Raw genomic sequence first — 15,409 nt, forward strand, 5'->3', positions numbered from 1 at the left:
AAATGATAAATAAGTTTTTAGATGTTCTGATTGGAAGGCCTCTGGCTAATGAGAAAAGTAGCATAGAAAAGTATAATGTTCCTTTTGGCCTGGCAATTATGGCCAGTGATGCCATATCCTCTGTAGCTTACGGAGCCCAGGAAATACTTTTCGTACTTATTGTTCTTGGGGCATCTGCCTATCAGTGGCTGACATGGACTTCCTTTATGATAATAGGTCTGCTGGCCATATTGACCATTTCATATATACAGATTATCAATGCATACCCACAAGGAGGAGGAGCCTACAAAGTAGCAAAGGAAAATCTGGGTGCAAAGGCCGGCCTCTGTGCCAGTGCAGGATTGATTATAAGCTACATTCTCACGGTTGCAGTTAGTGCCAGCGCAGGTGCTGATGCTATTGTGTCTGCATTTGAATATTTAGGGCCCTATAAAGTGGAAATGGTTGTGGTACTAATTGTTATTCTGACCATACTGAACTTACGAGGTATCAGTGAATCATCCAAAATATTTGCACTGCCTACTTACGTTTTTATTTTCAGTATGATTTTTATGATAGTTTACGGCTTGTTTAAGTACTTTGTACTGAACATCCATCCGGAGCCTATGTATTCTGTTCCTGACAGTACAGTCTCCAGTATATCAATAATCTTGGTATTAAAGGCTTTCTCTTCCGGATGCTCTGCATTAACCGGGGTAGAAGCGGTGAGTAATTCCGTTCCTAATTTTCAGGAACCAAGCCCTAGAAATGCCAAAGTGGTCATGATTTTACTGGCAACTCTCATATTTTTTATATTCGGCGGCACTTCAATACTTGCAATATTCTATACAGCTGTTCCCATTGTTAATGGGCCTACGGTTGTATCACAGATTGCATTTGCTGTATTTCATAAAGGATTCATGTATTACATTATTCAGTTCAGTACCGCTGTTATATTGCTCATGGCATGCAATACAGCATTTACAGGTTTCCCTATGCTCATGTACATTGTGGGGAAAGATGGTTATGCCCCAAAACAGTTTACTCTTAGAGGTAAACGGCTGAGTTTTTCTGTAGGAATAGTTGCCTTATCACTGATTGCATGTATTCTTGTCATTATATTTCAGGCAGATACCCACAGAATCATTCCACTTTATGCCATAGGGGTATTTATCTCCTTCACTTTAGGTCAATTCGGTATGGTAAACCATTGGAGGAAATCCAAAGAAAAGAACTGGAAAATTGGTGTTGTCATAAATGGCATCGGCTCTGTGGTTACTTTACTGACTACCTTAATAGTCTTAGTGGGAAAATTTACAGAAGGAGCATTTATTGTATTAATCATTATTCCAATCATCATCATTGGACAAGTTAAGATTAAAGCCCATTACGAAAAAATTGCCGCTGGATTAAGTGTCAGCAATGTGAGATTAAATAAAGTAGACTTTAAGATAAAGTATGATCATGTCATAGTAGTTCCAATCGCTTCCTTAAATAAGGCAGCCATAGGGGCCCTCCAGTATGCCCAGAGTCTGGGAGGGAAAGTTATTGCCCTGAATGTTTCAACGGATATGGAATCCATGGACAAATTAAAAAGCCGGTGGAATGAATTAAATACGGATATGGTATTGGTTTCAAAATATTCTCCATACAGAGCTGTAGTAACACCATTGTTAGATAATATTTACCAGATAGCAGATGCTGCGGAAGAGGAAGACGAAAAGATTACGGTCATTGTCCCCCAGTTTATGACTCATGGACTTTTGGCTAGTATTTTGCACAATCATACCGGTTTATTTATCAGAGAGAGCCTGCTCAAAAAAGGCAACATCATTGTATCTACTTATCCATACAATCTTGATAATAATGATTACGTTGATTAGGCACAATCGGAGAGTTTACTAGCACATATAATAAAAAAGTGGATTTCCAGTTAAAGAAATCCACTTTTTTATATTTGATTTTATTTCTTAAATATCTTATATAATCCTCCAAGCAATAGAAACCATACTGGTGTTACAAACAGAGCCACACGTGTTTCTTTATTCAGAGCTAATACAACCAGAACAAAAGCAATAAAAGCAAGAATAATATAGTTAGAAACTGGATAAAGTGGCATTTTGAATTTGCTCTTTGCCGCCAGCCTTGGATTGGTTTTGCGGTATCTTAAATGGCACAGTACCATCATGGCCCAAATGAAAATAAAGCAGAATGTGGATATACTTGTTATAAGTACAAATACCCCTTCTGGCATTATGTAGTTCAAAATTACTGAAAGTAAAATGGCAGCAGCTGAAAACAATGTTGCAGTAGAAGGTATATTATTACGATTTAACTTTCTCATAGATGCTGGTGCATTATTTTCTTTTGCAAGAGAGAATGCCATACGGCCTGTGCTGAATATACCACTATTACATGCTGATGCTGCTGAAGTTAAAACTACAAAATTTACAATACCTGCAGCTGAGGCAATTCCCACAGAAGCAAATACCTGTACAAATGGACTTTCTTCCGGGTTTATAGAATTCCATGGATATATACTCATAATGACAAGTAATGCTCCAATATAGAAGATGATGATTCTCACTGGAATATTGTTAATAGCTTTAGGTATAACACGTTCTGGATTTTCAGTTTCCCCAGCTGTCAATCCCACTAGCTCAATTCCTGTAAAAGCAAATACAACCATTTGGAAAGAAAGAATAAAACCACTTACGCCATTTGGGAACCATCCTCCGTGTTTCCACAGATTAGAGAAACTAGAAGCACCTGCATCTGTAGAAAAGCCTTTGAAAATCATAAATGAACCAATTATAATTAAGGATAATATTGCAATAACTTTAATTAAAGCAAACCAAAATTCCATTTCACCAAAATACTTTACCGCGGTAAGATTCATAACCAGTAAAACAACCAGTGCTACCAAACTTGGAACCCACTGAGCTATATGCGGGAACCAGAACTGTACGTACAGTCCAACAGCCGTCAGGTCTGCCATGGCAAGTGAAATCCAGCAGAACCAATAGGTCCACCCAGTGATAAAGGCTGCCCCATTTCCAAAATAGTCCTGAACAAAGTCAACAAAAGAATGATGATGCAGATTAGAAAGTAATACTTCTCCCAAAGCTCGCATAATGAAGTAACAGATGATTCCTGTTATCAAATAAGCTAATAAAATAGAGGGTCCTGCTAAATGAATGGATCTGCCTGATCCAAGAAATAAACCTGTACCAATGGCTCCTCCAATTGCAAGCAATTGTACATGGCGATTTTTTAATCCCCTAGATAACTGTTGATTTTCTGACATAAATATTCCGCCTTTCTGAATGTTACTATTTTTTATTATCATTGTGATTCACCAGAATTAATTCCAGGCGCATGATAATACAGGCTCCCATTTTTTATAAGATTTAAAACGGAACCAAGCTAATTTTTGTATACCCATATATAAGTATGCTTTTATTGGAGATATAATAGGGGAATAGATAAAATCTAAAAAAAAATAAAATCTAGAAAAAACATATAGAAATATATTACTTTTATAAGATATGTTACCTGTACCCTGTCCTTTTACCTGAGAGTTTCGCCATAAATATATGACTTTCCCCTTCGGTGCTCTTTAAAAGAGTCTCTCCAAGGTTTCATCCAATAGCGGTCATCTCTAATCAAATAGGTACCTGAAAGATTTACTTCTTCGGTGAATGGCATTGGCCATTGCTCTCCCGCTATCTTCATCTGAAATATTAAATTTTACTGTTATATATTAATACAGATTAAAAAAAGTTGCAACTACTTTAATTATCCTTTTTTTCTGCCAGTTCTTTCATCTGCTGTTTTACGTCTGAAGACAGGGCATCCATTAGATGTATTTTTTCTTTCCTCTTCAGTTCCTCATATTCCTGCTTCAGCCTTTCATTAGCCTCCTCAATGGCATTCTTCAGTTCTCTTGCAGATAGCAAAGAGCATCCTGCTCCCCTGACAATCAGCTGCTGTAGTCCGTCTGATGTGGCTACGGTGATATTATATTTTTTCTGGTTATCATGGGCAAACCGTTCAATATACTGATCCGCTGTCTGGGCCTCTCTGGTATATACCATATGTATATTCTGATAGTCCATGGCTTCTTCTTTATGTCCCTGAACACGGTAAGCATCAAACACAACAATAATCTGGCAATTTCGTATTCCCTGATAATTGCAGAGACAGTCCAGCAGTTTCATTCTGGCGCCCTCCATATTGTCCTTGGTCAGTTCCTTCAATTCTGGCCATGCATGGATGATGTTATAACCATCTACTAAAAGATATTCTTCTTTAACTTCTCTTTGTATACTGGAATATTCCGCAGTTCCATAATAAGTCTCCTGTGCAGGCTTATGTATTTTAAAGACGGACTTTTTCCCCCGGTTTGCATAAAAGGTTTTATGGAAAATCTCATTAATTTCATCCTGGCTGATCCACTGTTTTTCTTCAGAGGTTGTATAGGTCTGGGTCGCTCTCTCAGACAAATTTTCTTTTAACTGAAGGAAGGCTTCAATATGCATATTGTCTTTGACTTCATCCCAGCTCACAAGATACCCTGCACCATGAGCGCAAAATACCGAACCTGTAGGGTTTTCCATATCCCGTTCTGAATCATAACCAGTACTTTCTATAACCTCTTCCGTATTATGGCAGGACTCATATCCTTTCATACTGCAAAACAGCCTCCCCACACCCTTTGTATAAGAAGAAACTTCCTTCTGATAATTTCTCATGGTAATAACTGGTGCACTCCCCTGCAGAATAGCCATCTCACCGTCTGTCTGTGATATTTCACAAACACCACTCATTTTCTCAATGTCATTCATAGCCCTTCCTATCATTTTTTCAGGTAACTCTAATTCAAAAGCATAATAAGGTTCCAGCAATATAGACTCGGCCTCTTTCAATCCCTGTCTGACTGCACGATAAGTTGCTTCTCTGAAGTCTCCCCCCTCTGTGTGCTTGGTATGAGCTCTTCCTGACACTAAAGTGATTTTCATATCTGTAATGGGTGAGCCGGTTAAAACTCCTTTGTGAGTTTTTTCTTCCAGATGAGTTAAAATCAGTCTCTGCCAATTCTTACCCAGCAAATCCTCACTGCATGCAGTGCTGTATTGCAACCCGCTTCCTGGTTCCCCAGGCTCCAATAACAGATGTACTTCCGCATAATGCCGCAGGGGTTCGAAGTGGCCCACTCCCTCAACCCTATCCGCAATGGTTTCCTTATATAAAATTTTTCCGGTACCAAAGCTTACCTGCACACCAAATCGACTCCATATAATATTCTGTAAAATCTCAATCTGGATTTCACCCATAATCTGAGCCTGAATTTCCTGCAGCTGTTCATCCCAGACCAGATGAAGTTCTGGTTCTTCTTCTTCGATTTGACGTAACTTAGGAATCATTACTTTAGGATCACAGTCTTCTGGCAGTATAAGCTGATAAGACAATACTGGTTCCAGTACAGGCCTGCTTGACATCTCCTCAATGCCCAGCCCCTCTCCCGGTCTGGTACAGCTGAGTCCCGTTACTGCACATACTGTACCTGCCTGAACTTCATTTACCGCTTCAAACTTTTGTCCGGAATAGATCCGGATTTGGTTTATCTTTTCATCTCTGCTGTTCTTGCTCAAGGAATCCTTTACTTTAAGGCTCCCTCCTGTTATCTTCATATGAGTTAACCGGGTTCCCTGCTCATCTCTTGTTATCTTAAATATTTTCGCTCCAAATTCATCGGAATAATCCGGTATAGCTGTATATTTTACAATGCCCTGTATAAATTCTTCAATGCCCTCAATTTTCAATGCAGAACCGAAATAGCAGGGGAATACTCTTCTCTCTCCTATTGCCTTTTTTATCTGGTCTGTTTCAATATATTCCTTTTCCAGATAGACTTCCATTAAGCTCTCACTACACATGGCCAATTGTTCATATAACCCATCCGTACTAATGTGGCCGAATTCAATACAGCAATCATTTAGCTGCTTCTTTATTTCTTTTAACAGCTTATCTTCATCCGTACCCGTCTGATCCATTTTATTAATGAATAAAAATACAGGTATCTGGTACATTTCCAACAGATTCCATAAAGTCCTGGTATGGCCCTGTACTCCGTCTGCACCATTAATCACTAGAACAGCGTAATCCAGCACTTGAAGGGTTCTTTCCATTTCTGCTGAAAAATCCGTATGACCAGGCGTATCCAGTAAAGTAACCTGAATTTCCCCCAGATTAAATACTGCCTGCTTGGAAAAAATAGTAATTCCCCGTGCTCTTTCTAATTCATTGGTATCTAAATAAGCATCCTTATTGTCTACTCTTCCCAATTTACCTATTTTACCGCTCAGGTAAAGCAGACTCTCAGCTAATGTGGTTTTGCCAGCGTCTACATGTGCTAATATTCCAATCACTAATTTCTTCATGCTATATCCTTATTTTTTGTATTTTTAAAAGCAACGTTTACTTTTATTTGTTCACTTTTATATTATACCAATAAGTTTGAAGTCCGTACATCTATATCAGCGTAACCAGGTATAGGAAAATTTTCTAATTCATTAAATCAATGTGGCCCTGGGTGCAAACTGACTGTTATAAAGGGACTCATATAAGCCCTTCCTTTCCAGAAGTTCCTGGTGTGTTCCCTGTTCTGTAATGTTGCCATTTTGCATAACTAAAATTAAATCTGCATCACGGATTGTAGATAATCTATGAGCAATTATAAAACTTGTCCGGCCCTGCATTAAATTCTTCATGGCTTTTTGAATTTCAGCTTCTGTCCTTGTATCAACACTAGATGTTGCTTCATCCAAAATCAGAATTGGAGGATTGGCAATAATAGCCCTTGCTATGGTTAAAAGCTGCTTCTGCCCTTGGGATATGTTGGAACCATCTTCATCCAGAATTGTCTGGTACCCTTTGGGAAAAGTCCTGATAAAATGATCTGCACGGGCTGCCTTTGCGGCAGAAACCACCTCTTCCATACTGGCGTCCAAACGGCCATAAGCAATATTGTCATAGATACTGCCATGAAATATCCAGGTATCCTGCAAAACCATGCCGAAAAGAGTTCGTAAAGAAACCCTGCTCATATCTTTGATATCTACTCCGTCGATGGTGATTTTCCCCCCTGAATCTCATAAAACCGCATAAGCAGATTAACCAGCGTGGTTTTTCCTGCCCCGGTGGGTCCCACGATAGCAATCTTGCTTCCTGATTTTAAATTAAGATTGATATCTTTCATTAGAATTGCATCTTCCCTGTAACCAAATCTTACATGGTCGAACACAACATTTCCTTTAGGGTTTTCAATTATTTTGCACTCCAGATTATCTGGTATTTCCTCCGTTTCATCCAGCAGCTCAAAAAAACGTTCTGCTGATGCAACAGCAGATTGCAGCATATTCATGATATACGAAAGCTGCGTCATTGGTTCAGAGCAAATATCCACATACTGGATAAAGGCCTGAATCTGCCCCAGTGTCATGGTTCCTTTCACTGCAAAACTGCCTCCGGCCACTGCGACAATCACGTATCCCATTTTCCCTATAACACGGATAATTGGTTCGATGGCAAAAATGGCGAATTGTGCTTTTCTGTTTGCGTCACAAAGTTTCTGGTTAACCGCTTGAAAGGATTCTACCGACCTTTCCTCTCCGCTGAAAGCTTTTATCACCAGCTGCCCTGTAAAGGCTTCTTCAACATCACTGTTAAGTTCTCCCAGATATCTTTGATTTTCCCCATAATAGTTCTCTACTCTTTGGGAAATCTGCTTTGTTACCAGCATGGATATAATAATGGTTGCCACTGTAATCAGGGTAAGTGCAGGATTAATAACCATCATGATGATAATCCCAACCACAATAGTAACTGTGGAAAGAATAAACTGCATTAATCCCTGTTGCAGGCTGTCAGCAATTCTCTCCAAGTCGCTGGTGGCACGACTGAGTATTTCCCCTTTCTTGTGAGAATCGTAGTAACTTAAAGGTAAATTATTCAGTTTCTGGCTTAATTCTTTCCGGAGACCTAAAGTCAGCTTCTGGGCTACTCCTGCCATGAAATATTGCTGAAAATAGGTAAACAGAGAAGTAAACCCATAAATGGCCATGAGAATAAGAATTGTCTGCACGATTTCACTGCTGTCTGGGTTAAATTTTTCTCCAGTTGACATTGATAATTTTATACCTTCATATAGCTGGTCAATCACCTTTCCCATTACCAACGGACCTGCAAGGTTGAGAACACAGCCCACGAGTACAGTTAGTAAAATGACCAGAATTTTTAATTTCTGTTTTGCCAAATATTTTAACAGACGTAAGGTGGCCTTTTTGGTATCTTTGGCTTTGTCCATGAAACCATCCATCCCCATATCATATAGTTCAAATTCCTGATTCATATTATCTTTATTCATGATAGCCTCCATATATATTACGCCATTTCATCTTCCCTTAACTGAGAAGCTGCTATTTGCTTATAAACTTCACAAGATTTCATCAGCTCTTTATGTTTTCCTATTCCTGCTATTTTTCCATCTTCCAGTACAATAATCTGGTCTGCATCCATAATGGTATTGATACGCTGTGCCACCATAACCACTGTAGCATTTTTAATCTCATTCCTTAATGCCTGTCTGAGCTTGGCATCTGTTTTAAAGTCAAGAGCGGAAAAGCTGTCATCGAAAATGTAGAATTCTGGTTTACGGATTATTGCACGTGCTATGGCCAGGCGTTGTTTTTGCCCCCCGGACAAGTTGTTTCCCCCTTGTGCCACATAGGACTCATACTGTTGATCCAGTCCCATAATAAAATAATGTGCCTGAGCCACCTGCGCAGCATGTTCAATCTGTGCCTGAGTTGCATCCTCCATTCCATACCGTATATTTTCTGCTACAGTACCGCTGAAAAGGAAATTTTTCTGAGGGACATACCCCACTTTATTACGCAGTACCTTCTGAGGCAGTTTGCGGATGTCCACACCGTCTATCTTAATACACCCTCCCTGAACTTCAAAAAAACGAAGGATGAGATTAGCAATAGTTGATTTACCTGACCCTGTGCCTCCTATAATAGCGGTAATCTCCCCTGCTTTTGACTGGAAGGTTATATCGCTTAAAATTGGTTCTTCTGCATTGGGGTATTGGAACGTAACATGTTCAAATTGAAGGTGGGCATTCTCACCTTTTTCAGGCTCTATCACAGCTCCATCTATAATCTCAGGATTGATTGCAAGAATCTCATCAATTCTCTCTGCACAGGCCTGGGCCCGGGGAATATACATAAATATCATGACACCTATGATAAGAAAAATCAGAATGAGGAAGCAGTATTCTATCATAGCCATAATATCACCAATCTGCATAACACCAGCCCCGGCTCTGATTCCACCAATCCATAAAATACAAATGATGCCCCCATTGATAATGATCATAGCTATTGGTTCCAGTATAGCAATCATCTTATTTATTCTTACGGCATTTTCTGCATAAGCTGAAGATGCGGCATCTACCCGGCTTTTTTCGTATTTTTCACGATTAAAAGCTCTGATAACACGAACTCCTATCACTGTTTCCCGAAATAGCCCATTAATGCTGTCCATCTTTATCTGAACCTGTTTAAATAATGGAATCACTTTCTTCCCCATTAGAAGAGCGATAATTAAAAAGATGATCATGGTGGTTACAATAATCATGGCCAGTACTTTGTCTTTTAGGAAAGCAAGACACAATCCTCCTATTGCCATAATAGGTGCTGGCAGCAGCATGATTATAAACATGATTGTGGTATCTCCTATTAAAGTCACATCGCTGGTGGCTCTTGTTATCATGGAGGCTGTACCAATTTTATTAAAATCGTTGACAGAAAAAAGTTGAACTTTCTCAAAAACTGCCTGGCGAATATCTCTTGATATCCTGGCAGATGCATCAGCCGACATCCGGGTAATCCAGACAGTGATTCCCCCTGTTAATACGGATGTCAATAGCATAATTGCTCCAACTTTTGCAATATAGGATATATTTCCTCTGAGAACGCCATTGTTCACAATTGCAGCTTTCAATGTAGGAATATACAATGTACCCAGTGTCTGCAGAAAAGTAAACAATATTAACGCCGCAAAAGTAGATTTATAGTTTTTTAAAAAATCTTTTACTCGTATCATAAAAATCACCTTGCCCAATTTAGTTTATTACTCAGTTAATAATAAAGTATCAGGTAACTATACAGTCAAGAGAAAATAACAAATAATCTCAAAATTTTGCACATACAAAAAGAAGTCACTTATGACAAATGACTTCTTTAACGTCTGTGTAAAAATACTTACTGTGTAAGCTGCTTTTCCAGATTATTATATTTTTCACTTAAAACAATAATATCAATACGTCTGTTTTTTGTTCTTCCTTCCGGTGTTGAATTATCTGCCACTGGTCTGTACTCCCCATATCCCACAGCTACAAGCTTCTTAGGGGGAACATTGTTACTGATAAATAACCGGACTACACTGGTAGCTCTTGCTGAAGATAATTCCCAGTTAGACGGATACGCTTCTGAATGCATAGGGACATTATCTGTATGCCCCTCAACACGAATAAAATTGTCCAGAGTATTAATTGTGGCTGCTACATCTATCAGGGTTTTTTCATTCTCGGTCTTAATCTGTGCACTTCCTGATTCAAAGAAAACTGCATTATTAAGGCTGATAACCAAACCACGCATATCTATTCGGGTTGTCACAGAAGTAGTCATTCCTTCACTCTTCAGCTTGGAATCTACTTCGGCTTTTAGATCTTCCAGCTGCTTTAGTTCATACTGCCCCATATACTTTTCTACTTCTGCCTGAGATATTGCCGTTCCACTAGTCTTAAAATTTTTATCACTCTTTTGTGTCTGATTTTGCACCTGAGAAGAAGACATCTTTTCAGACATCATGGAATCACGGAATTCCTGAGATATTTGCGCTGCTTTTGCTGCATCTACTTTACTAACAGCAAACAGTACTATAAAAACAGCCAGCAATAAGGTCATCAAGTCGGAATACGGAAGTAACCACGCTTCTCCAGCTTCTTCTTCGTGCTTTGGATGTTTCTTTTTTTTAGCCATACTTTACCTCCTTACTCTGACTTCATCTCCTCAACTACCTGTTCCTGTTTTGACGGCGGCAGAATAGCCAGCAGCCTGTCCTTAAGCATAAACGGAGAATCCCCTCTCTGGATGGATAATAAGCCTTCAACAACCATTTCTTTAAGTGTTACCTCATGCATACTTTTAACCTTTAATTTTTTTGCAAAAGGATTCCATAAAACGTAACCAGTAAATATACCCAGAATAGTGGCTATAAATGCCGCAGCAATTGCCTCTGCCATTTTATCTGTATCGTCAATATGTGACATGGCCGCTATCAGACCAAATACAGCCCCCAGTACTCCCAAGGTAGGAGCATACGTTCCAGCGGAAGTAAAAATACTGGCATTTATCTCATGCCGTTTTTCCATTTCTGAAATTTCAGTTCCCAGAATATCTGAAATAACATCTTCCTCTATACCATCAACAACCATACGAACACCTTTTTTGATAAAGGGGTCTTCAATCTCCTCAACTTTACTTTCTAATGACAAAAGTCCTTCTTTTCTAGCTGTAGTTGATAGATTTACCATCAACTCAATAATTTCCACCTCTGAAATGTCTTTTCGTTTTGTAAAAAGAATTTTAAATAAAGTTCCCAGACTCTTAAGATCTTCTCCCGGATATGAATTTAGAATAGTAGCAACTGTACCTACAATGATTACAAAGAAAGCTGCAGGATTTAATAGAACAGTAAAACTAATATGTTTAAAAATCATAGCCCCGACTACAGCCGTTATACCCACAATAATGCCCAAAAGTGTAGTAAGTTCCATATTTCCTCCTTATATTCGACATACATTTACTATATTCTTTCATAATATCATTTTTTTTTGATTTGCACAATTGTTATTTATTCAATTCAATGACATAAAATACAGGTATTTCTACTAAAACAGTTGAATTTGCAGCATAACACAAAAGCGGATAATTTCACATCATTACATGAAATCATCCGCTTTATACTTTCCCTTAAAGGCATCATTTTAATCAAACAATGGTGTACTGAAATAACGTTCCGCCGTATCTGGCAAAATAGTAGCTACGGTCTTGCCCTTGCCTAACTTTTTTGCCATCACTAAGGCTGCCGCTACATTAGTACCACTGGAAATCCCACACATTATTCCCTCTTTTCTGGCTAAATCTTTAGCTGTACGGATGGCCTCCTCATCAGAAACTATATACAGACTGTCGTAGATACTCTGATTTAGATTTTTAGGTATAATCCCATCACCGATGCCCATCTGCAGATGTGTACCCACTGAGCCCCCCGCTAAAATAGCTGCATTTTCCGGTTCTACAGCCCAAATCTCTATATCCGGATTCTGTGTTTTTAATACTTCTCCAATTCCCGATATCGTTCCGCCAGTACCAACACCTGAACAAAATCCATGAATCGGGCCATTTACCTGTTCTAAAATCTCCATTCCTGTTTTAAGTCTATGGACCATGGGATTATCTGGGTTCTCAAATTGTTGAGGCACAAAAACATTGGAATTTTCTTGTTGCATGTTTAACGCAGTACTCAGACATTCTCCAATACAAGCTCCTATGTCTCCTGCGTCATGGATAAGTATGACTTCTGCTCCGTAATGCTGCACCAGTTTTCTTCGTTCCTCGCTTACAGAATCTGGCATTATAATAATCGTCCGATATCCTTTTACTGCACCAATCAAAGCTAAACCAATGCCCTGATTTCCACTGGTGGGTTCAACTATTATGGTGTCCTGATTAATCTTCCCCTGCTGCTCTGCAGAAAGAATCATATTATATGCGGTTCTGGTTTTGATGGAGCCGCCCACATTTAAGCCCTCAAACTTAACCAGGACTTCAGCTCCATTGGGATCGGGCATATGCTCCAGCCTGATTACAGGCGTATGTCCCATTGCCTGAAGAATGTTATTATATATCATATGTAAACCTCTCTCTCCGTGTCATATAGTTACTATGTTCCTATAGTATTTTATCTGAAAACGGTAAATTGGTTACTTTCTTCTTTAATAACGAATCCTCATTGGATATTACTGTTTTATCTTATTCTCTCATAATATATTTGATTTTTTACCCCTTCATGCCAAAAATTAAACCTGATAAATAAGGAATCAGCCAAATAATCCACACTGTTATACTGAATTTATGAAAGTCAGCCCTGACTTTTTTGTTATCTTTCACTATCACAATGGTAGACCAAATAGCATGAAAAGCCATAAGTAAAATAGCAATCAAGCCTGTTGCGCCATGAAAATTAAACTGAAATCCCCTTGCAGCAATATTACTCATTAGTGTTGTTCCTATAGTATCAAAGATTAATCCTGTCCAAAACACTGCTACATGCCATTTTTTCAGTTGTCCTTGAATTCGCTCACTCCATACTCCTATTGTATAGAAAAGCAGTGCTAAAGAAATAGCCGTTATTGCATAAACCAACATAATAAATCCTCCATTTTGAACTTTTAGAGTACTTAAGATTTTCTTAGGGTTAGTTTATACTCTATTTATAGTCTGATACATAGTTTATGAAATTTTGGCGCCTGCCCTATCAAACTTTACTAATCAATATCAATAGGTTCTTGTTTTTTCTTACTATTTTGCAGGAAAGCCTTCACATAATCCACTATTCCCAATGGGTTCTGTATTCTTATGATAGCAAAAGCCATGGCAGGAGTGAATATCCCAGGATAATACACATAATAATTTGGTTCCCAAGTTGTGGGATTGTATTTCAGTTTCATTTGGTAAAGAGATTTAAAGCCATAAACGCTGTTCATTTTTTCATAAATGGTATTTAGCAGTTTAGCTGCTACCTCTGGCTCGTTCTCCAATCTGGCAAGAGGTGCTTCAGCCATGCTTGCCCATTGAATTCCTTCCTCTTTAAATGACATCATTGCCTCATAAAATATTTTTTCCATAACTCCTCTGGTAGCGTTTACTCTATGCCTTGTTACATCCGTCATATAGCCATTCATTCCGGCAAATGGTACAAAAACAATGAAACCTTCCACTTTATTTTGCTGGTTTATTGCATAAAAATATCTTCGGTCCATGGGATTGTCAAACCCAATCTTACCCATGGTAAATACTAATTCACCGCTTTTTTTCATGGAAAACCATTCATGGGAAACTTCTGTTATTTCTTTTTCCAGTGCCAGGTTTCTTTTGGCATGAGGATCGTATTCTTTAATGACAATCCCTGCTTTTGTTGCATGATTGATATTGAGCCGAACTTTAGAAGCCTTGCCTCCTGCGATAGAGTATTCCGGCAAATAAAATCTTGGTTCTTCTCCGCATTTAACACACCCCAAACCAAGCTTTGCATATTGCTTCAGGAACATACTGGTCGTATTTAAAAAGATTAAGCTGTAAGCATTCTCATTGCAAAAGTCTTTGATCTCCGTCAGAAATGGAATGAAATCCTCCGGAGCACAGATTGGATCTCCCAGAACCACCATGGTATCCTTGACGATACCATAAGCAATAACTCCTTCAACTGATCTGCCAAAAAAGTGATTTTTATCCTCCTCAAGAGCTAAATATGAACTACAATTCTGCCCATATTTTTTCACAAGCTGACGAACTTTCGGCATTTCTCCCTGAAGTTGTGTTTTTGTATGTATATATGGAGTCAGTACAAAAATAAGACCTGCCAGAATACATATCCAGCTAAACCAGAAAATAAAACCGTGATATAAAGAATTCTGCGAATAAATAACCGGGGTTATGTTGTTTAAATCAAACATTATGTTAACCGTTTCTTTAACACATAAAAAAAATGAAGCCATGGTTTTTTCTTTAAAGACGGCGATTACTGCATTAAAGAACACACAGGAAACATATACTGCAAAGATACTGAATCCCTTTTTCAGAGAATATTTGTCTGCTTTTCTGCAGTAATAATTTTTTGACAGTAACAAAAGAAAATAGCACAATAATTCTAAAAGGAATAATGGATTCCATATTCTTTCATGATGAATAATCAGAAATTGAAATATACTGAGGGATAGGGCAATCATAACGATTGACCATGCTGCATTCACTCTTTTATAAAGCTTCCATGAAAGGAGTAAAATAATAACCCCCAGAAATCTTCTGATGGCATGATGGATTTCAAAATAGTGGACCAGATTCATATTTTTACTATAATGAAATATAAACAAGGGTGAGATGATATAAACAATTGATAAAACCAGCAAACAAATAACTGTAATTTTATTTACCAGACTAATAAACTTCGTCAGACTTTTTTTCATTTTAAACCTCTATTCAATCATCTCTTAGGAATAATATCCTCTCACCTGCTA

9 protein-coding genes, 1 pseudogene and 1 riboswitch are annotated in these 15,409 nt (G+C 38.3%); of the genes and pseudogenes, 1 reads left to right on the forward strand and 9 read right to left on the reverse strand.

What is annotated here, in order from left to right; translation table 11 throughout:
- Nucleotides 1–2 precede the first annotated feature (2 nt).
- Nucleotides 3–1,862 carry an APC family permease gene (locus Ami3637_RS04145; RefSeq protein WP_162361449.1) on the forward strand — a complete coding sequence of 620 codons (1,860 nt, stop codon included), beginning with the start codon at nt 3–5 and terminating at the stop codon, nt 1,860–1,862.
- Between the two features lie 80 nt (nt 1,863–1,942).
- Here the strand turns inward: Ami3637_RS04145 and Ami3637_RS04150 are convergent, their stop codons facing one another.
- From Ami3637_RS04150 to Ami3637_RS04190, 9 genes and pseudogenes are all read right to left on the reverse strand, one after another.
- Nucleotides 1,943–3,286 (reverse strand): amino acid permease, encoded by a 1,344-nt coding sequence (locus Ami3637_RS04150; protein WP_162361450.1) that lies wholly within the window; start codon nt 3,284–3,286, stop codon nt 1,943–1,945.
- Nucleotides 3,287–3,531: 245 nt separating this feature from the next.
- Nucleotides 3,532–3,626: riboswitch (glycine riboswitch) on the reverse strand.
- Between the two features lie 147 nt (nt 3,627–3,773).
- Nucleotides 3,774–6,422 (reverse strand): translation factor GTPase family protein, encoded by a 2,649-nt coding sequence (locus Ami3637_RS04155; RefSeq protein ID WP_162361451.1) that lies wholly within the window; start codon nt 6,420–6,422, stop codon nt 3,774–3,776.
- Between the two features lie 132 nt (nt 6,423–6,554).
- Nucleotides 6,555–8,365: pseudogene (locus tag Ami3637_RS04160) on the reverse strand (ABC transporter ATP-binding protein).
- 59 nt (nt 8,366–8,424) lie between these two features.
- Nucleotides 8,425–10,152, reverse strand: coding sequence for an ABC transporter ATP-binding protein (locus Ami3637_RS04165; protein WP_162361452.1), 1,728 nt, complete (start codon nt 10,150–10,152; stop codon nt 8,425–8,427).
- A gap of 158 nt (nt 10,153–10,310) precedes the next feature.
- Entirely contained in the window at nt 10,311–11,090 is a 780-nt protein-coding gene (locus Ami3637_RS04170; protein WP_162361453.1) for an OmpA/MotB family protein, read from the reverse strand.
- An 11-nt stretch (nt 11,091–11,101) separates the two neighbouring features.
- Nucleotides 11,102–11,887 (reverse strand): flagellar motor stator protein MotA, encoded by a 786-nt coding sequence (motA, locus tag Ami3637_RS04175; RefSeq protein WP_162361454.1) that lies wholly within the window; start codon nt 11,885–11,887, stop codon nt 11,102–11,104.
- A 210-nt stretch (nt 11,888–12,097) separates the two neighbouring features.
- On the reverse strand, nt 12,098–13,024 hold the full coding sequence (cysK, locus tag Ami3637_RS04180; protein WP_162361455.1) for a cysteine synthase A: 927 nt from the start codon (nt 13,022–13,024) through the stop codon (nt 12,098–12,100).
- A gap of 148 nt (nt 13,025–13,172) precedes the next feature.
- Nucleotides 13,173–13,541, reverse strand: a complete 369-nt coding sequence (locus Ami3637_RS04185) for an HsmA family protein (RefSeq protein ID WP_162361456.1) — start codon at nt 13,539–13,541, stop codon at nt 13,173–13,175.
- A gap of 119 nt (nt 13,542–13,660) precedes the next feature.
- Nucleotides 13,661–15,358 carry a bifunctional lysylphosphatidylglycerol flippase/synthetase MprF gene (locus tag Ami3637_RS04190; RefSeq protein ID WP_162361457.1) on the reverse strand — a complete coding sequence of 566 codons (1,698 nt, stop codon included), beginning with the start codon at nt 15,356–15,358 and terminating at the stop codon, nt 13,661–13,663.
- Between the last annotated feature and the right edge of the window lie 51 nt (nt 15,359–15,409).

The organism is Aminipila terrae (assembly GCF_010120715.1).
Classification (GTDB): Bacteria; Bacillota; Clostridia; order Peptostreptococcales; family Anaerovoracaceae; genus Aminipila; species Aminipila terrae.